This window comes from Actinomyces gaoshouyii (assembly GCF_002076915.1).
GTDB lineage: Bacteria > Actinomycetota > Actinomycetes > Actinomycetales > Actinomycetaceae > Actinomyces > Actinomyces gaoshouyii.
In genome coordinates this window covers 2340082-2359360 of record NZ_CP020468.1, presented here as the reverse complement: position 1 = coordinate 2359360, position 19279 = coordinate 2340082, and the positions used below count along the sequence as shown (strand labels likewise).

The 19279-nt window shown below is 67.7% G+C and carries 16 protein-coding genes; 8 read left to right on the top strand and 8 right to left on the bottom strand.

Annotated elements, in window-relative coordinates:
- Nucleotides 1–246: 246 nt before the first annotated feature.
- The 8 genes from rpmH (at nt 247) to B6G06_RS09950 (ending at nt 6238) form a co-directional block, all read left to right on the top strand.
- Nucleotides 247–384 (top strand): 50S ribosomal protein L34, encoded by a 138-nt coding sequence (gene rpmH / locus B6G06_RS09985; protein WP_017177846.1) that lies wholly within the window; start codon nt 247–249, stop codon nt 382–384.
- A gap of 1 nt (nt 385) precedes the next feature.
- Nucleotides 386–763 carry a ribonuclease P protein component gene (gene rnpA / locus B6G06_RS09980; protein WP_080462307.1) on the top strand — a complete coding sequence of 126 codons (378 nt, stop codon included), beginning with the start codon at nt 386–388 and terminating at the stop codon, nt 761–763.
- Complete coding sequence (yidD, locus tag B6G06_RS09975) at nt 760–1065, top strand: membrane protein insertion efficiency factor YidD (RefSeq protein ID WP_081172094.1); 306 nt, start codon at nt 760–762, stop codon at nt 1063–1065. The genes rnpA and yidD overlap by 4 nt, the downstream gene beginning before the upstream one ends.
- A 63-nt stretch (nt 1066–1128) precedes the next feature.
- Nucleotides 1129–2325: a membrane protein insertase YidC gene (yidC, locus tag B6G06_RS09970; protein WP_081172092.1), complete on the top strand. Its 1197-nt coding sequence runs from the start codon at nt 1129–1131 to the stop codon at nt 2323–2325.
- Nucleotides 2326–2381: 56 nt separating this feature from the next.
- On the top strand, nt 2382–2981 hold the full coding sequence (locus B6G06_RS09965; protein ID WP_081172091.1) for a Jag family protein: 600 nt from the start codon (nt 2382–2384) through the stop codon (nt 2979–2981).
- A 2-nt stretch (nt 2982–2983) separates the two neighbouring features.
- Nucleotides 2984–3655: a 16S rRNA (guanine(527)-N(7))-methyltransferase RsmG gene (rsmG, locus tag B6G06_RS09960; protein ID WP_081172089.1), complete on the top strand. Its 672-nt coding sequence runs from the start codon at nt 2984–2986 to the stop codon at nt 3653–3655.
- A 102-nt stretch (nt 3656–3757) separates the two neighbouring features.
- The gene (locus B6G06_RS09955) at nt 3758–4768 is read left to right on the top strand and encodes a ParA family protein (protein ID WP_081172088.1); all 1011 of its coding nucleotides are present in this window, start codon (nt 3758–3760) and stop codon (nt 4766–4768) included.
- A gap of 6 nt (nt 4769–4774) precedes the next feature.
- Nucleotides 4775–6238 (top strand): ParB/RepB/Spo0J family partition protein, encoded by a 1464-nt coding sequence (locus tag B6G06_RS09950; RefSeq protein ID WP_081172087.1) that lies wholly within the window; start codon nt 4775–4777, stop codon nt 6236–6238.
- A 347-nt stretch (nt 6239–6585) separates the two neighbouring features.
- Here B6G06_RS09950 and B6G06_RS09945 read toward each other — a convergent pair whose 3' ends face one another.
- From B6G06_RS09945 to B6G06_RS09910, 8 genes are all read right to left on the bottom strand, one after another.
- Nucleotides 6586–7539 carry a D-alanine--D-alanine ligase family protein gene (locus B6G06_RS09945; RefSeq protein ID WP_080462300.1) on the bottom strand — a complete coding sequence of 318 codons (954 nt, stop codon included), beginning with the start codon at nt 7537–7539 and terminating at the stop codon, nt 6586–6588.
- Between the two features lie 9 nt (nt 7540–7548).
- Nucleotides 7549–8856 (bottom strand): aminotransferase-like domain-containing protein, encoded by a 1308-nt coding sequence (locus tag B6G06_RS09940; RefSeq protein WP_081172086.1) that lies wholly within the window; start codon nt 8854–8856, stop codon nt 7549–7551.
- Nucleotides 8857–9101: 245 nt separating this feature from the next.
- A complete protein-coding gene (gene thrC, locus B6G06_RS09935; RefSeq protein ID WP_081172085.1) occupies nt 9102–10535 on the bottom strand; it encodes a threonine synthase in 1434 nt (477 codons plus the stop codon).
- A gap of 301 nt (nt 10536–10836) precedes the next feature.
- The gene (gene trxA, locus B6G06_RS09930) at nt 10837–11163 is read right to left on the bottom strand and encodes a thioredoxin (RefSeq protein ID WP_080462297.1); all 327 of its coding nucleotides are present in this window, start codon (nt 11161–11163) and stop codon (nt 10837–10839) included.
- Nucleotides 11164–11202: 39 nt separating this feature from the next.
- The gene (gene trxB, locus B6G06_RS09925; protein WP_081172084.1) at nt 11203–12129 is read right to left on the bottom strand and encodes a thioredoxin-disulfide reductase; all 927 of its coding nucleotides are present in this window, start codon (nt 12127–12129) and stop codon (nt 11203–11205) included.
- 77 nt (nt 12130–12206) lie between these two features.
- Nucleotides 12207–16163 carry a murein biosynthesis integral membrane protein MurJ gene (locus B6G06_RS09920; RefSeq protein ID WP_081172332.1) on the bottom strand — a complete coding sequence of 1319 codons (3957 nt, stop codon included), beginning with the start codon at nt 16161–16163 and terminating at the stop codon, nt 12207–12209.
- 26 nt (nt 16164–16189) lie between these two features.
- Nucleotides 16190–18706 carry a DUF6049 family protein gene (locus B6G06_RS09915; RefSeq protein WP_081172083.1) on the bottom strand — a complete coding sequence of 839 codons (2517 nt, stop codon included), beginning with the start codon at nt 18704–18706 and terminating at the stop codon, nt 16190–16192.
- Complete coding sequence (locus B6G06_RS09910; RefSeq protein ID WP_080462294.1) at nt 18703–19212, bottom strand: NUDIX hydrolase; 510 nt, start codon at nt 19210–19212, stop codon at nt 18703–18705. The genes B6G06_RS09915 and B6G06_RS09910 overlap by 4 nt, the downstream gene beginning before the upstream one ends.
- Nucleotides 19213–19279 lie beyond the last annotated feature (67 nt).

The following is a 19279-nucleotide window of genomic DNA, read 5'->3' as shown; positions in this document are numbered from 1 at the left end:
GTGGTTCTCCTGAGTGATGATGAACGTATCTAGACGACGAGCCTAACGCGCGGGGGAGCCTTGCGCCGACGTGGCCCGTTTCTCACCCTCGAGCACTACCGGGAGTTTGACCCGTCAGAGCGCCGAAACGTATTGTGGTGCGGACGTTCGCGTGGAGTCACGCCCCCCACCCTGGAGCAGCCACCGCGAGCGACAGCGCCGCGGCCCGCGTCGCGCTGTTCCACGTTTCCGACCAGGAGTATCCCCGTGAGCAAGCGGACCTTCCAGCCGAACAACCGCCGTCGCGCCAAGGTGCACGGCTTCCGCAAGCGCATGAGCACCCGCGCTGGCCGCGCCGTCCTCGCCTCGCGCCGCCGCAAGGGCCGCGCGCGTCTCGCTGCCTGAGGTGCTCCCGGCCGCGCATCGGATGCTGCGATCGGATGATTTCTCGATCGCGGTGCAGTGCGGTGCGCGCAGTGGGAGCCGCAGGCTCGTCGTCCATTACTACCGTTACCGCGCCGATGAGGCCGGGGACACCTCTCCCGGACTCGTCGGCGTCGTGGTGTCGAAGAAGCAGGTGGCCAGGGCCACGCACCGCAATCGCATCAAGCGTCGTATCCGGGCCCTCATGAGGGCGAGGATCGGGGGCGTCGAGCCCGGCTCGCGAATCGTCATCCGGGGGCTCGCCGCCGCCGACGGCGCCACGAGCGCTGAGCTCGGTGCCGATCTCGATCGCGCGCTGACCCGCAGCCGCGATCTTGCGAGAAGAGGACGACGGCGATGATCGACTCGCTCAGTACTCGTCCCTCGCCCCTGGCCCAGGTCATGACGGCCTGCGTTCACGCCTACCAGCGGTGGATCTCCCCGGTGATCCCTGCCAGGTGCCGCTACTATCCGAGCTGCTCGTCCTACGCCGTCGAGGCGCTGGGCACGCATGGCGCCCTCAAGGGCCTCGTGCTGGGGGCCTGGCGGATCCTCAGATGCAATCCCTGGAGCAGGGGCGGCGTCGACCATGTGCCTGACCGCGGTCAATGGCGCTACCACTACCCACACGACATCCCCCGCTTCGAGCTCGAGGAGGGCTGAGCGGGGAGCGCTGGATCATCCGGCAGGCGGTTCCCTCCCGCCAGACGCATACAAGGAGTGCAGATGGACTCGTTCCTTTGGCCGCTCAAGGTGGCTATCGCCTGGGTCATGGTCCATATCCACCAGGCCCTGGTCGCGATCGGCCTGCCCGACGGCGCCGGCATCGCCTGGGTGCTGTCGATCGTCGGCCTGACGATCGTGGTCCGCTTGCTCATCATGCCGCTGTTCGTGCGGCAGATCCGCGCCCAGCGTGGCATGCAGCTCATGCAGCCCGAGCTCAAGGCCCTCCAGGACAAGTACAAGGGCAAGAAGGACCCCGCCTCCCGCCAGCGGCAGCAGGAGGAGATGATGGCCCTCTACCGCAAGCACGGGACCAACCCCTTGGCCTCCTGCATGCCCATCATCGTGCAGTTGCCGATCTTCTGGGCTCTCTTCCGAGTCCTCAACCACCTCCAGCCCATCGCCAGCGGTGAGGGGTATAGCGGTCATTACTCCATCGGCCCCCTGACCCAGGAGTTCGCCCAGCAGGTGCAGGACTCCACTGTCCTCGGGGCTCCGCTGTCCTCGTCCTTCATGCGGGCCGACGGCGATCTGACGGTCCAGATCGTCTCCGTCATCCTCATCCTGGCCATGTCCGTGAGCCAGTGGTACACGATGGCGCAGATCACCACCAAGAACATGCCGGACTCGTCCAAGACGGACGACAACCCGATGATGCGCACCCAGAAGATCATGACGACGGTGATGCCCATCATGTTCGCGGTCACGGGCATCAACTTCCAGATCGGCGTGCTCATCTACTGGCTGGTCTCCAACCTGTGGACCATGGGCCAGCAGTTCTACACGATCCACCGAATGCCGGCACCGGGGTCGGAGGCCGAGCGCAACTACCGCGCCAAGCAGAACGCCAAGCGCGCCGCCAAAGGCCTGCCCTCCCTCGAGGAGGAGGAAGCCGCCAAGCGCGCCGCGCAGGCCGAGGCCGCCGGCAGGACCGGGGGCCAGCGCGTTCAGCCCGTGCGCAAGAACCGCCAGAAGAGGTCTCTGCCGGCCACCGTCCAGGAGGCCCACGCCGCGAAGGGCTCGGAGGACGGCGCGTCGGATGACGACTCGCACGCCTCGACGACGTCGGGTTCGGCCAAGCACGGTGGGCTCACCGAGCAGGAGATCGCCAGGCGCCGTTACGAGCGCAAGGCCCGCGCCCGCCAGCAGGCGGCCGCCAAGCGCAAGGCCCAGGCCAAGAAGCAGCGCAAGAACCGCTGAGCGAAGCCTCAGTCCACCCAGCATCGAAGTCTGAGAAGCAAAGGAACGGACAGATCGTGACGGACAACACTGACAATGCGGTAGCGGCCCCGGCCGTTTCCAACACCGTCAAGCGCCTGGAGGAGGAGGGCGAGATCGGTGCCGACTACCTCGAGGAACTCCTCGACATCGCCGACCTCGGCGGGGACATCGACATCGACGTCGATCACGGCCGTGCCTCCATCGCCATCGTCGCCTCGGAGGAGGGCGATGAGCGCGAGCTTGCCGACCTCGTCGGTCGCGACGGTGAGGTCCTCGAGGCCGTTCAGGAGCTCACCCGGCTCGCCGTCCAGGCCCGCACAGGCAACCGCTCGCGCCTCATGCTCGACATCAACGGTTATCGTGCGGAGCGGCGCGAGGAGCTCACCAAGATCGCCGCCGAGGCCGTCGCCCGGGTCCACGCCTCGGGCGAGACCGTGTCCTTGGCGCCGATGAATCCCTTCGAGCGGAAGGTCTGCCACGACGTCGTCGCCGCAGCAGGGCTGGTCTCCGAGTCCGAGGGCGCTGAGCCGCACCGCCGCGTCGTCATCATGCTGCCCGAGGAGGGTGACGAGCCTGGTATCGACGATGCTGGCAGTGCCGCGATCGCCGAGGCCGGCGAGCAGGGCCAGGACTGAGGATGGGGTCGGACCGGGAGGACGCCGGGAGCGCCCTGGAGGATCAGGCCACAGGGGTTGAGCAGCCGAGCGAGGAGATGCGCGAGATCTTCGGACTCGGCTTCCCCGCGGCGGAGCGCTTCGCCCAGATGCTGGTCGCCGAGGGCGAGTTGCGGGGTCTCCTGGGTCCCCGGGAGCTCCCCAGGCTCTGGTCCCGCCACCTCGTCAACTCCGCCGCTGTCGGGCCCTTCCTCCCCTCCCGGGGGACCGTGGCCGACGTCGGATCCGGCGCGGGTTTCCCCGGGATCATCATTGCGATCATCCGACCAGATCTAGAAGTATCTCTTATTGAAACAATGGAGCGCCGCGTAGCGTGGCTATCAGATGTCGTCGAGGAGCTCGGCTTCGACAACGTGACGATTCACCGTGCCCGGGCCGAGGAGGTGAAGGAGAAGTACGACGCTGTGACCGCGCGCGCCGTCGCCAATCTCTCCAAGCTCATCCGGCTCACGGCGCCGATGCTCCGCCCCGGGGCGAGCCTCCTCGCCCTCAAGGGGGCCAAGGCGGACGACGAGGTCCGCGATGCCAAGTACGTCATTAAGAAGATGAAGCTCCTGCCCGCTGTCGTCCATGAAGTCGTCACTGCCGGCGACGACGTGACGAAAGTCGTTCAGGTTCAGCGCCCGCGTCGCTGAGTTTGCCTCGCGCCCACCAGTGGCTCGCGGTACTCTGCCGTAGACTGACGGGACAGACGGTGCCCCTTGAGGTACCGTGCGCCGTCGTTGGAGGAGAGCAGCGTGCCGGGATCCATCTTCGATCAGGTCCGAGCTGATCACTCGACACTGAACGAGCTGGCCGAGGGCGGGTTCCAGCCACCTGAGCAGACCCGGGTGATCGCGGTGGCCAACCAGAAGGGCGGGGTCGGCAAGACTTCGACCGCCGTCAACGTGGCCGCCGCCCTCGCGGAAGCAGGTCTTCACGTGCTGCTCATTGACGCCGACTCCCAGGGCAATGCCTCCACTGCCCTCGGCGTGCCCCACGATGAGGAGCACGCATCGATCTACGACGTCCTCGTGGATGGCATGCCGTTCAGGGACGTCGTCGTTCAGACGCGCTTCGCCCCGACTCTCTACTGCCTGCCCGCCACGATTGACGTGGCCGCCGTCGAGATCGAACTCATCAACACCTCGTCACGTGAATCCAAACTTCGCCTCGCCCTTGAGGACTATCTGCGCTCCCGATACGAGGACGGGCAGTCCCGGATGGACTACATCATCATCGACTGCCCTCCCAGCCTGGGCATCATGACGATCAACGCCTTCGTGGCCGCCAACGAGGTGCTCATCCCCATGCAGGCCGAGTACTACGCCCTGGAGGGCTTGGCGCTGCTCAGCCGCTCCATCGAGCGGATCGCGGAGATTCACAACCCAGCCCTGGCGGTCTCGATGATTGTCCTGACCATGTTCGATGGGCGCACCACTCTCGCCAGGGATGTGGAGGCGGAAGTGCGGACCTACTTCCCCGATGCCACACTCGACACGAAGATCCCGCGCTCGATTCGAGTGGCGGAGGCCCCCTCCTTCGGCTCGCCCGTGGTGTTCTGGGATCCACGTGCTTCAGGCGCCATCGCCTATAAGCGACTCGCTTGGGAGATCGCCGACCGCGGCATCGAGGGATGGCAGATGCGGCGTGTGGTTCGTGAGGCCACCGAGGGCTTCCACAACCCCGAGGTCGAGGACGTGGGGATCACGGGAAATGACAACAGCAACGACGCCGGCACGGCGGACAACAATTCCAAGGAGGCCTGAGCACAGATGGCGCAGAAGAAGCGCGGACTCGGTCGCGGGCTGCAGGCCCTCATCCCGGAGGCCCAGGCGGAGGCGCCCGCCAGGCGCCCCACAGATGTCTTCTTCCCCGAAGGGCGCGCCGCTCGCGTCACCAAGGCGGACGACGGCGTGAAGGCGAATATCGGAGATGGCGAGAAGGAGCCCGGCACCGTGGAGGAATCCACGGTATCCGGGCACGCCGCACACACTTCGGCGGATATCGCCGCCACTCTCCTCGCCCCGTCGAAGAGGGCCTCGAAGAATGGGCGGAAGGGCTCGGGTAATCGGAGTCGGCAGCCCGTGGAGACCACGGAGGCGCGCACGAGCGTCGCGGCGAGGCGGCCGGCGAGCGAGATCGAGAAGAAGGCGGCGAAGGCCGTCGACGGTGTTTCACGTGAAACCGCTCAGAAGGACTCCCGTTCTGGGAAGACATCGGTTTCACGTGAAACTGACACTCCCGCTGTGAAGAACACTGATGCGGCGCCTCCCCAGCCTGGTGATGTCAATGCCGCTGAGCCACAGGACGTGGTGGCTGAGGAGGAGGTCGTCGAGAATGGTGGCTCGATGCCGATTCCCAGTGAGAGCGGCGACGACGACGGGCAGGGAGAGGATCCCAGCGGGCTCGTCCCGGTTCCAGGAGCGACCTTCGCGGAGCTTCCTGTGGAGCTCATCTCGCCCAACCCGAGGCAGCCACGACAGGTCTTCGATGAGGAGGATATCGAAGAACTCGCCTCCTCCATCAAGGAGGTCGGGCTCCTCCAGCCGATCGTCGTTCGCCGCATTGATGATGAGGAAGGCACACGCTACGAACTCATCATGGGTGAGCGCCGTTTGCGCGCTTCCAAGCATGCTGGTATTGAGACGATTCCTGCGATTGTCCGCTATACCGACGATCAGGATCTGCTCCGCGATGCCCTGCTGGAGAATCTCCACCGCGTTCAACTGAATCCCCTGGAAGAAGCCGCGGCGTATCAGGCGCTCCTGGAGGACTTCGGCTGCACTCATGCTGAGCTCTCGCGGAGGATCGCGCGCTCACGCTCTCAGATTTCCAACACCCTGCGCCTCATGAAGCTGCCCGGTACCGTGCAGCGCCGGCTCGCCGCCGGGGTTCTCAGCGCAGGGCACGCCCGCTCCCTCCTCGGGCTGCCGGACCATGATGCGATGGAGACCCTCGCCGAGCGGATCGTTTCCGAGGGCCTCTCCGTGCGAGCAACGGAGGAGCTCGTCGCGCTTCACGACGAACCCGCCACTGCTGCGAAGCCGAGTCCTCAGCGCAGTCGCTCACTTCCCCTCCCCGCGCTCTCCACTCGGCTCTCGGATGCCTTCGACACCCGGGTGAAAGTGGTTCGAGGCGTCAAGAAGGGAAAGATCACTATCGAGTTCGCGGGTGAGGATGATCTTGCCCGTCTGGTCGAGGCCCTCGCACCGGGTACCTCGCTTGACGAGGTCTGAAGGCCTTTCGACTCGACCGCTCGATCGTCGCGCCGCCAATCCTCTCGATTGGCGGCGCGACTGTTTCACGTGAAACAGGGGACGAGGCCGGACAATGATGCGCCGTTGACCCCGGAAGCTGACTTCGGTCGTTTCACGTGAAACAATGCTCTCCCATGCGTCGAGGAGGCGGTTTCACGTGAAACAAGCCGGCCCGCGAGAAAGTTGCCTGATGTCACCGCAGGCCCGACGGCCGTCGATGTGTTTCACGTGGAACGCTCTGGTCGACGGCGAGATGCCTCGGACGAAGTGATCGCCCCGGCGCGCGATAAGGCGCGCCGGGGCGATCAGCCGTCGAGGAGGGATTGCTAGAGGAGCGGTGCGTGCACGAGTGCGTCGTAGAGGTTGGGAAGGTCGCCATCCGCCTCAGCGGCGAATGGGAGGAGGCTCGTCTCAGTCATGCCCGGAGTGACATTGACGTCGATGAACCAAGATGTTCCTGCCTCATCGAGAATGAGATCGGTCCTGGAGACGTGGCCAAGCCCCAACGTCGTGTGGACGATGATGGCGGTCTCCTTGAGTCGTTCAATGGCCGCCTCCGAGAGCCGCGCGGGAACGAAGTACTCGGACCTGCCGGGGTTGTAGCGGGCGTCGAAGTCGTAAGCCCCCTCGGAGGAGACTTCCACCGGTGGGAGCGCACGTGGACCCGAACCGGTGTCAACAACGGATACCGCGACCTCAGTACCGGCAACATACTTCTCGATGAGCGCCCGCTCGTCGTAAGCGAAGCAACCCACCATCGCGGAGCGGAGCTGATCCGCATTCGAGGCAAGAGAGACACCGAGCCCTGAGCCGCCCTGATGAGGCTTCACCACCACTGGGAGCCCAAGGTGATCGGTGACCATACCGAGGACTTCCTGGGCACCCATCTGGGCGAAGTAGTCCTTGGGAAGAGTGAGTGAGTCAGGGGTGAGAACACCCCCGGTACGCACAGTGGCCTTGGCCGTCGGCTTGAATGAGGCCCGCTGGCACCCGTCGGAGTGCGTGCCGACATAGGGAAGCTGAAGGCCGATGAGCACATTCTGGAGTCCGCCATCCTCTCCGTGTCCACCGTGAACCAGTGGCCACACGACATCAGGGCCGAAGGCGCGCAGCGAGGAGATCATGCGGGCATCCACGTCGAGGACGATGACGCTGTGGCCGAGGTGACGGAGCACTTGCGCCACACGGTTCCCTGAGCGCTGGGACACGTCCCTCTCATGGCTGAGGCCACCAGCGAGAATGGCGATACGGAGGGGCTCGGGCGATGTCGCGATTGTCATGGAAGTACCTCAGATCTGGTCGGGGGCGGGGGCGGATACGCCGGGGATCGGCTCCAAATGCGTCGGGCCGAACAGCTGGACGAGCTCAAGATCGCGGGCCACGACTTCTGAGAGTCGGCGGACTCCTTCTCTGATCTCCTCTGGTTCGGGATAGCAGAAGGAGAGTCTGAGATGATCCTCGCCGGATCGGCCCCTCGCGAAGAAGGCGGTCCCGGAGACATAGGCGACAAGATTCGTGACGGCCCTGGGCAGCATCTCCTTCGCATCGAGACCCTCGGGCAGCCCGAGCCAGACGTAGAAGCCGCCGTCGGGAGTGTCCCACGTGCAACTGGGGAGGTACTCCTCCAGGGCGGAGATCATGGCGTCCCTGCGACGGCGGTACATACCGCGGAACTCTGAGATCTGCGCGCGCCAGTCGAACTGCTCGAGATAGGTGGAGATCGAGTACTGCCCCATGGAGGAGGGGCAGAGGATGGCTGCCTCCGAGGCGAGTTTCATCTTGTCCCGAACCGCTGGTGGGGCCACCGCCCATCCGACGCGGTAGCCCGGGGCGAAGATCTTCGAGAAGGATCCGAGGTAGACGACATCATCCGGCGCAATCGTCTTCAATGCCGTATAGGTCTGGCCCTCGAAGCCGAGAAGCCCATAAGGATTGTCCTCGACGATGAGCACATGGTGGCGACGGCAGATCTCGATGACCCGAGGACGCCTCTCCTCCGAGAGAGTCACTCCCGCAGGATTATGGAAGTTGGGGAGGCAGTAGAAGAACTTCACAGTGCGCCCCTGGCGCTCGAGCGATTCGATGCGCTCCTCCAAGGCTTCCGGGATAACGCCCTCGGCATCGATAGGGACCTGTTGCACGTCCGCCTGGTACGTGGCGAAGATGGATAGGGAGCCGACATAGGTGGGCGCTTCGGCGAGAACCACATCACCGGGGTCGATGAACAGCTCGGTGATGATATCGACGGCCTGTTGGGATCCGGTGGTGATGATGACATCCTCGGGATCAGCGGCGATCCCCTCCAGCGCCATCACCTCGGGGATCTGCTCCCGAAGACGGGGAAGGCCCTGCCCATTGCCGTACTGCAGGGCCTTCCCCCCATCCTTGCGCAGCATCGTCGCGGTGGCCTCGGCGAGTTCTTCGAGGGGCAGATCCTTGAGATTGGGCATGCCGCCGGCGAGTGAGACGACCTCGGGGCGGGCCGCCACGGCGAACAAGGAGCGTGTCTCTGAAGCACGCAGACCATGGGCGCGCGCTGCGTAGTTGTCGAGCCAGGGATCGAGCCGGTTCCCTTTCACATGCTGCGGGTCAGTCACGTCGTCGTCCTTTCGGGGCGGTCAGCCTTGCCGTGCTCCAAGTCTGCCACGCCCGGTGTTGAGCTCGATTCCCCTTTCCTCGGATGAGTAACGGGGCCGTGTTTCACGTGAAACACGGCCCCGAAGTGAGAGCGTGATGGACCGAGTGCTCGATGGTGAATCAACTCGGCGGAATCGCTGCGTTTCACGTGAAACACCCTTGGGGTGTTTCACGTGAAACAGCGCCCCTCAGGGCTGGTCCCGGCTCAGTCTCGATGCAGCGCTGAGCGCGTGATCAGCGCGCGCAGTTCATCCTCGCTGTTCGGGATCTCGATGATGTGCTGTTCCTTGCCGAGGAGCTCCTGTACGGAGATCGGTGGTTCGGGCGCCCCACCGAGGGCCTCCTCCACGGTCTCGGCGAACTTGGCTGCAAGGGCCGTCTCCATGACGAGTGTTGGATATCCCTGTTCCATGTGGCGTAGGGCCACGGTGACGCCGTCAGCGGTATGAGGATCGATGAGCACGCCGGCCTCCGCATGGACGCGCGTAATCGCGGCGAGGCGGTCCTTGTGCGTTGACGTGCCGGAGACGAAGCCGTAGTCCTCATGCATGACCCGGAGGCGGTCGGTGAGATCGAGAGAGCCCGACTCCTCCAGCGAGGCCCAGCGAGACACGAACTCTTCCGGGCCGAGGAGCTGCCACACGAATCGCTCCAGATTGGAGGCGCGTGAGATGTCCATCGAGGGGCTTGAGGTAGCCAGGGTCTCGGCGGCTGAGCGCGGGCGGTAGACGCCGGACGTGAAGAGCTCATCGAGGACGTTGTTCTCATTCGTCGCCAGAATAAGCCGACGGATCGGGAGGCCCATGCTCCTGGCGAGGTGGCCGGCGTAGATATTGCCGAAGTTACCGGACGGCACTACCACGTCCACGTGGAACGCCCCCCTCTCCTCCGGCCCAACGCCGTCGGAGGCTCGCAACCACGCCCACACGTAGTAGACCGCCTGGGCGACAATACGGCCGATGTTGATGGAGTTGACAGCGCCGAGGCTGTGCTCGGCCTTGAACGCGGCATCGTTGTTGAGTGCCTTGACGAGTGCCTGGCAGTCGTCGAATACCCCGTCCACAGCGATGTTGTGAATGTTCGGATCGGCAAGGGAGTACATCTGCGCGCGTTGCACATTGCTCATCCTCCCGGCGGGCGAGAGCATGAAGACGGAAACTCCCTCCTGAGCGCGGAACGCGTGCTCGGCGGCCGAGCCGGTATCGCCGCTCGTCGCACCGAGGATGTTGAGAACTCTTCCCTCGCGTGCGAGCACGTACGGGATCGCCTGCCCTAGGAACTGCATGGCCAGATCCTTGAACGCCATCGTGGGCCCCTCGGATAGCCCGACGAGGGCGAGACCGGGAGCGACGTCGTCGAGTGGTTTCAGTGGAACCACGGGAGTCGGGAAGCGATCGGCTCCGTAGGCCGTTGAGACGATCCCTCGTAGATCGGCTTCCGGGATGTCGGTCGCGAAGAGCCCGATGACTGCGGTCGCGAGCTCAACGTAGTCGAGGGATCTCCACTCCTCACGATGGTCAGCCCTGAGCTTGGGGATCGAGGCGGGCACGGCCAGACCGCCGTCGGGCTCCAGTCCCATGAGGAGTGTTTCAGTGAAACTGGCGGAAGGTGCCTGGCCGCGGGTGGAGATGAACTGCATGCTGCGCCTCGCTGGTCGGAGTGGAATGTGAGTCGTGCCCATCGTAGGACGATGGCCGTTGTCGGGGTGTCAGTGCCCATCGCACAGAAGCTGTTTCACGTGAAACACTGCGATACAGGAAAAGGAGGGTGCTCTCAAAATAGTAGCTAATACCTATTAATATTGCGAAGGTGAAAGATGTTCCACATCGATAAGAGAACCGTGCCCTCCACCCCACGTGGGGTGGAGGGCACGGTTCTGGATCGCGCGATGCCGGGACAACGCGCAGCTGGAGCGTCGAGCTCTCCCTCGCGGCCGGTCGTCAGCCGAGGGCCTTCTCAATCTCCTTGAGCAAGGCGGGCTTGGGACGGGAGCCGGAGAACTGGTGAACGGTCTGGCCGCCCTTGACGATGGCGAAGGTCGGAATGGAGGTGATGCCGAAGGACTGGGCGATCGACGGGTTCTCATCGATGTCGACTTTGACGACCTTGAGCCTCTCACCGAGCTCGTCGGCGACCTTGTCCACCACGGGGGCCATCTGGCGGCAGGGGCCGCACCAGGGCGCCCAGAAGTCGATGAGGACGGGAAGCTCGGACGAGGCGACCTCGGCCTCGTAGGTGGCGTCGGAGACGGCGAGCGCGTTGGACATTGGATCTCCTCATGGTCGGGTGGGAGTGGAAACGGATGATCAGGCTGTCAGTGAGGCGATGTAGTGCTCAGCGTCCAGCGCGGCGCGACAGCCCGAGCCGGCAGCGGTGATCGCCTGCTGGTATGTGGGATCGGTGACGTCGCCACAGGCGAAGACCCCGGGGATGGCCGTGCGCTGGCTGGGCGCGTCGACGAGGATGTAGCCGGCGTCGTCGCACTCGAGCACGTCCTTGACGAGCTCGGAGCGCGGGATCTGGCCGATGGCGACGAACAGGCCCTCGGCCGGGATCTCGCGGCGCTCCCCGGTGATGGTGTCCTCCAGGGTGACGGACTGAAGAGCATCCTGCCCTCCCAGCGCGACGACCTTGGAGTTCCAGGTGAAGGAGATTTTCGGATCCGCCTTGGCGCGAGCGGCCATGGCGGCGCTCGCCCGCAGTTCATCGCGGCGGTGGACGATGGTGACGGAGGAGGCGAAGCGGGTCAGGAACGTGGCCTCCTCCATCGCGGAGTCGCCACCTCCCACGACGACGATCGGCTTGTCCTTGAAGAAGAAGCCATCGCAGGTGGCGCAGTAGGAGACCCCGTGGCCGGAGAGCCGGTCCTCGTCGTCGATCCCGAGCTTGCGGTGCTCCGAGCCTGTGGAGATGATGACCGTATGAGCCTCGTAGACGGCGTCGTCCGTGGTGATGCGCTTGATGTCACCGGTCAGGTCCAGCGCGGTGACGTCCTCGTAGCGGATGTCGGCGCCGAAGCGCTCGGCCTGCTCCTGCATCCGATTCATGAGTTCGGGGCCCATGATGCCCTCGTCGTACCCGGGGTAGTTCTCGACCTCGGTGGTGTTCATGAGGGCGCCCCCGGCCGTCACGGAGCCGGCGAGCACGATGGGGCTCAGCTGCGCGCGCGCGGCGTAGATGGCGGCGGTGTAGCCGGCGGGTCCGGAACCGACGATGACGACGTCGTGGATCATGACTCTCCTGTGTGAGGGATCGGGTAGCGGTAGTCGTTGCAACCAATGATGAAATCCGCTTGTTCCCGTCCGCTTGCCTATCGGAGGGTGATCTCGGTGATAGTGGCCTTGTTCTTGCCGTCATCAGGGGCCACCGGCAGTTCGGTGATGACGACGACGATCGTGTCAGTCGTGGTGGCGTCGAAGGAGAAGGAGGTGGTGCCCGAGGTGAAGGGGCCTTCCGCGAGCACGGTGCCCCCCTGGGGGTCCTGGACGCTGGTGGCGCGGATCTGGACGTGACCGCCCTGGCCGGTGCCCTGGAGGCTGATACCGGAGACGGGAGCGGCCTGCTGCAGAGTGACGGCGATGATCACATCCCCGAGTCCTGTGGGTCGATTGGCCCACTGGGTGTACCACTCCTTGGAGGTGTCCCCGTCGACGAGGCGGCCCTCGAGCTCGGGGTGCTGGCCGCTCAGGCTTCTCGCGCCAGTGATGGTGATCGGCACTTGCGGGGTCTCGCTCCCGCCGCTGCGGCCATCGCCGCCGGGGGCGGCGGCGGACGGGACCGTGCGGGCGGCGGGCACCTCCTTCTCCGTGAGGGGCATGCCCAGGAGCTGGAGGATATTGGTGATGGCGAAATAGGCGACGACGAGCACGATGGCGAGCAGGCCGACGATGATGCCCGTCGAGACACGGCTGTCCGTCTCCGCGTCGTCATCCTCCGATCCGTCGCCGATGCGGGGCAGCGAACCGGTGGTGTCAAGGGGCTCGATGAGCGTCGGCGCGGGGCGGGTCGGCAGGAAATCCGGGGGCGCGGGCGCCGCCGCGGGAGGCGGCGCGGCCGCAGCGTCGGCTGGTGGAACCGGTGGGAGCGGGGCCGGCGGCGGCACCGCCGTGGATGTGGCGGGTTCCGGCGCGCTGGGGGCGGCCTCGGCGGAAGCGGCGCTCGAGCCCGACCTCGTGCCCAGGGCCCCGGTACGACTGGCGGACAGGCCGCGCAGGCGGCCGAGGACGGTCTTGGCGGCTTCGGCCGCCTGCGCGGGCGGAGCGGGCGGCACTGCGGACCAGGCCGATGACGCAGAAGCGGCAGAGACCGCCTGCGCGGGTGCCTGCGGTACGAGGCCCTGGAGATCGGCCGTGTCCCAACGACCGAGCTGGTGGGCGACCTCGGAGGCGGAGATCGGCGCCTGGTCTGCGAAGGACCTGGCGGCGAGATCGTCGAGCTCCTTCTCCGAGGCGAGCGCGGGCACGAAGGACGAGGGGCGGGCGGGCATGCCCTCGGAGGTGGGGGCGGGCGCGATACCGGCGCGCTTGCCCGGCCAGCGGCGCGTCAGCCCGAAGTAGAGGAGCTCGACGAGCGAGCGAGCGTCGGCGCGATCGGAGTCGAGCGGATCACCGCTGGACTTCTCCAGGCCGAGTGCCGCGGCCTCGATGCCGACACCGGAGATCCGCACAGTGCCATCGGGCAGCACCCTTACGGATTCGGGGGCGAGGTTGAGATGGTGCAGTCCCCTGCGGGAGGCCGCTTCCAGCGCCTGGGCCGCCTCCCCGACGATGGTGCGGACCTGGGCGGGGCTCAGGCCCTCGCGCACGAGAGCGCCGAAGGAACGGCCCGCCACGGACTCGGTGACGATGAAGGCCGGATTGCCGCGCTCGACGTCGTAGACCCGTTGCAGGCGGGTGTCATCGATGAGGGCCGCGCGGGAGGCGGCATCGAGGATCTCGTCGCGATGCGGTGTGGCACCACTGAGAGTCAGGACTACGACCTCGCGCCCCAGGATCTCGTCGCGGCCGAGATGCCGCACGATACGGGGCAGGGTGGCGGGCATCGCGGCCGTGAGCGCGTAGCGCCCCGACCCGATGGGCTTCGCCTGATCCATGCCGTCCATGCGGACACTGCCTCCCGTGCTGTCGGCTATTTGTGTGCTTGGACTTATCGTAGCGGCCCCCGGAGCGCTCACAGTGAACGAATCGGGACCGGATGGGGAGACCGGCTCTGCTGAAGCCCCGGATCGCGGGATCGCCGCGGGTGATAGCGGGCCTGGGAAGGCGAGTGCCGGTCCGGTGGCGAATGCGCCGGGGCCCCCCGCCGGGGCGATGGACGGCGGGAGGGCGGTGGGCTCGTTCGCGGTGGGCGCGGCGCTGGGCATCGCCGCCGCTGGTGGGGCGGGCGGTGCGGATGCTCGGGCGGGCGCGGGGACCGCGGGGGCTGGTGCGGTCGTGGCGGGCGCGGGGCGCGCCGGGGCCATCCTCAGCGACCCGCCCAGGCGGGTGAGGGCCCGGCTGGCGCCGCCGGGGAGCACGCGCCCGGCTTTGGTCACGATGCCGGCCACCGGGTTCATGAGGATCGCAAGCTCATCGACCCGCAGGGCGCGGGCCGCGGCGAGGTACACCAGAGTCATGATCGCCCCGACGGTGAGGACGACGAGGACGGCATCGAGGGCGGCGGCCCCCATGAGGTGCCCGTCGGCGTCGCCCAGGAGCTCGCGCACCCCGATGCCCACGACGGCCGCGGGGATGACCGCGCCGATGAGTCGCAGGTGCGTCGAGATGACCCGCGGGCTGTCGAGGTCCGGCAGATGTCGGCGTATGAGCGGCACCACGACGGCCACCGCCCCGGCCTGTGCGACCGGCGAGGAGATCGCCGCCCAGAGCATCCAGTGCCGGGGCTCGGCCAGGAAGTAAGTGAGGAGGCAGAAGACCACCGGGATGACGCCCACAGTGATGTCTGCCCGCACAAGGCGGCGGGTGTCCCCGTAGGCGAGCAGTACCCGCTGCGTGGTGAACCAGATCCCCTGGACCACGATGCCCATCGCCAGGGCCACGAGGATCGGCGCGGCCGCCTGGGCCTGCGCCAGGGATACCGAGGGCACGAAGGCCTGGAGCGCGGGCGTGGCCAGGACGGCGATCCCGGCACTGGCCAGCACCGTGAACACGGCCACCGAGCGCAGCCCCAGGGAGAGGTCATCGCGCACACCGGCGCCGTCGCCCGCCGCGGCCTTCTCGCTCATGCGGGTGAACAGCGCCGTGACCACGGAGGTCGTCACCAGGGACTGCGGGAGGATGTAGATGAGGAGGGCGTTGTTGTACATCGTCGTCGAGGGGACGATGATGCCCTGGTCGGCAACCTTCTCCGCCGCGGACACGGCCCGTGAGCCCAGGTTCATGACGGCCCAGTCGCCCAGGGCGGCGACGACGATCCCGATGAGCGCCCACCCGGCGATCTTGGAGGTGTCGCCCAGGCCCAGGCCCCGCGCACCGAAGATGATGCGCGGGGTGAAACCCGAGCGGCGCAGTGGAATGTAGAGGACGAGCGCCTGGATGACGATGCCCAGCGTCGTCGTTCCCGCGATGAGCGTGATGCGCATGGCGTCCCACTCGGCAGGGCCGCCGTCGGATCCCGCGTAGCGGCCGTAGATCGCCATGTAGGCGATGAGCGAGGCGATGGAGATGACGTTGTTGACCACGGGCGCCCACATGTAGGGCCCGAAAATGTGCCGGGCGTTGAGCACCTGCCCCCACAGGGCGTAGAGCCCGTAGAAGAAGACCTGCGGCATGCACCAGAACGCGAAGGCGTAGCCCACTGGGAGCCACCGCCCCAGACCGCCGCCGTAGAGGTAGATGATCAGGGGCGCGGCGAGGGTGAGCAGCGCCGTGATGGCCAAGATGAGGGTGCCGGCGGCGGTGAGCAGCCGGTTGACGACCTCCTCGCCGTTCTCGCGCCGTAGCGCCCGCACGATCTGCGGGACGAGGACGGCATTGAGGATGCCTCCCACCAGCATGTTGTAGAGCTGGTTGGGCAGGGTGTTGGCGATGTTGAAGGCGTCGGCGGCGCCGGAGGCCGTGGCCCCCAGGGCGGCGATGAGCAGGGCGTTGCGCACGAGCCCCAGGAGGCGGGAGGCCATGGTCCCGACCATCATGACCGCCGAGGAGCGCAGGATCGACGTCGGCTTGGGGGCCTTCCGCCTCCGGCTCGGCTCAGGGGCGATCCGGGGAGACCGGGCCCGCCGGTCGCGCCGGGTCGGCGCGACCGGCGGGCCCGACCGGGGCGTCATCGGGTCATTCTGGGCGTGGGCGGGGGTCATGCGTCTCCCTCCGGCTCGGGGGCGCCCGCGTGCGGCGCATCGGGCACAGCGCGCCTGCCGCGCCGGACGGTTCGGTAGATGCCGGCGGCCAGCAGGATCACGAGGGCGCCGGTGACAATCCGGGTGCCCCGGCCCTCCCAGTCGGCGCGCACCCGCATGCGCAGGCTCGCCGGGGTGCCGACCTCGGTGCCGTCCGGGGCCAGGATCCTCGCTGTGAGGCGCGCGTTACCCGAGCCGACGGCGCTCACGGGCACGGAGGCGACGGCCTGGCCCCCGGCAGGGACCACCACGGAGACCGTCTCCTTGGTCTGGAGTCGCGGCGAGCCGGAGATGACCTCGACCACCACGGTGGAGTCCTGTGCGAGGGACGAGGAGACGCGGATCGGCAGCTCCGCCTCGTCGCTGATGAGGTTGATCGTCGAGGTCGGGGCGACCTGCAGGGCGCTGACCACGGAGTTCGCGGCGGCAGCGGCGTCGGTGATGAGCGCCGTGCGGCCGGCTGTGTCCGACCGCCAGGCCGAGGCGGATACGGAGGAGACCACTTGGGCGCGCGTGCCCATGATCGCCGCGGGGTCGTGGAGGACGGAGCTCGTGGCGCTCACGCGCTGCGCGGTGGCGCGGGCCTGGGAGAGCTCGGGATCGCTCAACTCGGTGTCGGCGACCTGGATGTCCGGCAGCGCGGCGCGGCCGGGCTCATCATTCCGGGAGGCCTGCTGATCGGCGTCGGCGCTGAGGTCGGCCAGAGCGGCGGGCGTCGTCCAACTGGTCTGCCTCAGCGCATCGACCCGGGCTCCCAGGACCGTGGGCGAGGTCGTCGAGGCGGTCCGGCGGTCGATGGCGATCACCGCGTCCCTGCCCAGGTTCGGGGCCTGGCGAGTGAGGATCGCCGTCTGGGCGCGCAGGTACTGGCGGATATCGATCTCGCTCAACGACTGCGTGGAGGCCTGCGTCTCCAAGCTCCCCGCGATCCCGGCGCTCAGTGCGGTATCCGGCAGGAGGACCGTGCGATCATTCCGCGAGGCGATGCCCGACGGCGTGTAGGTCAGCGGCTCCGTGACGCTCATATCCCCCGGGGAGGCGACGACGACGCTCGCCGTCTCCGGCAGGGCCGACAGTGTTTGGGCATCCAGGGGACCCGCGGGCCAGGCCAGGGAGGTGCTCGCGCTCGCGCCGGCCAGCAGCGAGCCGCTCGCCCGGGTCGTGGCGGTGGTCATGAGCTCCGTGGCGCCCAGGTGCGTCAGGGCGGATACGTCGGCGTCGCCCCAGGGAAGGACGACGACATCGCCCTTGCCCTTCGCGCCCGATCCCGTCAGAGCCCGGTACAGGGAGCCGGCGAGCCTGGTGAGGTCCTCCTCCGCCATATCCTGCGGGGCCGCCGATGGGAAGGCCGTGGGGCTCGGCGAGCCGCTGGGGTCGGCGGACGCGCTGGGCACGGGTGCCGGCGGCGGCCCCGAGCCTCCCGAGCCCGCCGCGGCGGCGGCCTGGAGGCGCTCGGGAGTCATGCCGAGCGCGTCGATGAGGGCCGGATCGATGGCCAGGACGACGCCATTGCCGGCGAGGTCGAGCATTCCCGTGACGCGCTGGCGCAGGGCGCGGATGGAGGGCCCGGAACCCGGCGAGGCGACCGTCGGGATGGAATCGAGTCCCGCGGAGGGGCTCGGCGAGGCGGTCGCGGAGGGGGCGGGGGTCGCGCTCGCGGATGGTTCCGCGGAGGTGCTCGCCTCGGGGTCCGGGGAGGCGCTATCAGTGGCGGTGGGGCCGGCCGCCGGGGTGCTCGTCGCCCTGGCGGCGTCTTCAGCGGCCTGCTCCGCCTGACGCTGTTTGGTGGTTCCCAGGTCCGCCAGGAGCGCGAGCTCGGCGGGGCTGGCGGTGACCGGGATGACGACGGTGACGCGGCTGGGATCCACGGATGCGCCGCTGTCCCACAGCGAGATGGCCCGGTCCTGGGCGAGCGTGGAGCCGCTCTGCGCCAGGGTCACCTGAATGCCGCGCGGGCCCCATTGATCAGTGTCCGACAGGGGGAGGTCGGAGCTCTTGACGGTCATGGAGAAGCGCTGGGAGGCGCCGGGGGCGACGTCGAAGTCGAGTGCGTCCTCCATCACGGTGACGAGCGATGTGCTGCGCTCGCCGGCGAGCCAGGAGCCGAGGCTCCTGGTGGAGACCTCCGTGGTTTGCTGCGCCTGGACGATGATCGAGGCACCCGACAGGTTCGTCGTCGTGCCGTTGGTGATGGTCCCGGAGATGCGCAGGTCCTCCCCCGAGTGCAGGATCTCAGGGGCCATGGCGTCCACCGTGAGGGTGAGGGCGCCGGCGGTGACGGCAGGGGCGGTCGGGCCGGGGGCGCTGGGCGCATTATCGGCGGGCAGGACCTTGACCGCCGGGGCGCCTCCCCGCACCGGCGGCCCCGCCGGTGCTGCGGGTGCGGCGAGGGCCGGCTCGGCGATCATCATGGCCGCGCTGGACAGGACGGCCGCTGCTGAGGCCAGCAGGCGCCGCGTGCGACGCGGGCTCATCCATCCCCCACGAGGATGTCGCGGGCAGCGGCAACGATCCTGCGCTCATTGGGATAGGCCAGGCGCTTGCCGACGTCGTCGAGCGGCACCCAGGCGACGTCCTCGGCCTCATGATCGGGGTCGTTCTCCGTGGTCAGGTCCCCGCCGACGGCCTCGAGCAGGAAGTGGTGGACGACCTTGTGGACCCGGTGGGCGTCGCCCGCGAACCAGTAGTCGATCGTTGCCAAGTGGCGCAGCACGCGGCCCGTGATGCCCGTCTCCTCGGCGATCTCGCGCACAGCCGCCTCCTCGGCGGTCTCCTCACCCTCCAAATGTCCCTTGGGCAGGCACCACTCCAGGCGCCCGCCGCGGTTGCGGCGCGCGATGACGGCCGCGAAGGCGCGCCCGCCCTGGACGTCGACGACGAGCCCGCCGGCGCTCGTCTCATCGACAACGGGCAGGCCGCGCGCGCTCGAGCTCCGCGGCGAGGAGCCGGCGCGGGGCTTGCGGACGCGGTGAGAGGGCATGGGGACACTCTAGGCTGTCCGGACCCCTCGGTCGGCGCAGTGCGCGCCGAGGCGGGCCAGGTGCTCC

Bases quoted from the DNA above. Each gene is read 5' to 3' on its own strand.
- yidD (WP_081172094.1), top strand. From the start codon at position 760: ATGATCGACTCGCTCAGTACTCGTCCCTCGCCCCTGGCCCAGGTCATG.
- yidC (WP_081172092.1), top strand. From the start codon at position 1,129: ATGGACTCGTTCCTTTGGCCGCTCAAGGTGGCTATCGCCTGGGTCATG.
- rsmG (WP_081172089.1), top strand. From the start codon at position 2,984: ATGGGGTCGGACCGGGAGGACGCCGGGAGCGCCCTGGAGGATCAGGCC.
- B6G06_RS09950 (WP_081172087.1), top strand. From the start codon at position 4,775: ATGGCGCAGAAGAAGCGCGGACTCGGTCGCGGGCTGCAGGCCCTCATC.
- B6G06_RS09945 (WP_080462300.1), bottom strand. From the start codon at position 7,539: ATGACAATCGCGACATCGCCCGAGCCCCTCCGTATCGCCATTCTCGCT.
- thrC (WP_081172085.1), bottom strand. From the start codon at position 10,535: ATGCAGTTCATCTCCACCCGCGGCCAGGCACCTTCCGCCAGTTTCACT.
- trxA (WP_080462297.1), bottom strand. From the start codon at position 11,163: ATGTCCAACGCGCTCGCCGTCTCCGACGCCACCTACGAGGCCGAGGTC.
- trxB (WP_081172084.1), bottom strand. From the start codon at position 12,129: ATGATCCACGACGTCGTCATCGTCGGTTCCGGACCCGCCGGCTACACC.
- B6G06_RS09920 (WP_081172332.1), bottom strand. From the start codon at position 16,163: ATGACGCCCCGGTCGGGCCCGCCGGTCGCGCCGACCCGGCGCGACCGG.
- B6G06_RS09915 (WP_081172083.1), bottom strand. From the start codon at position 18,706: ATGAGCCCGCGTCGCACGCGGCGCCTGCTGGCCTCAGCAGCGGCCGTC.
- B6G06_RS09910 (WP_080462294.1), bottom strand. From the start codon at position 19,212: ATGCCCTCTCACCGCGTCCGCAAGCCCCGCGCCGGCTCCTCGCCGCGG.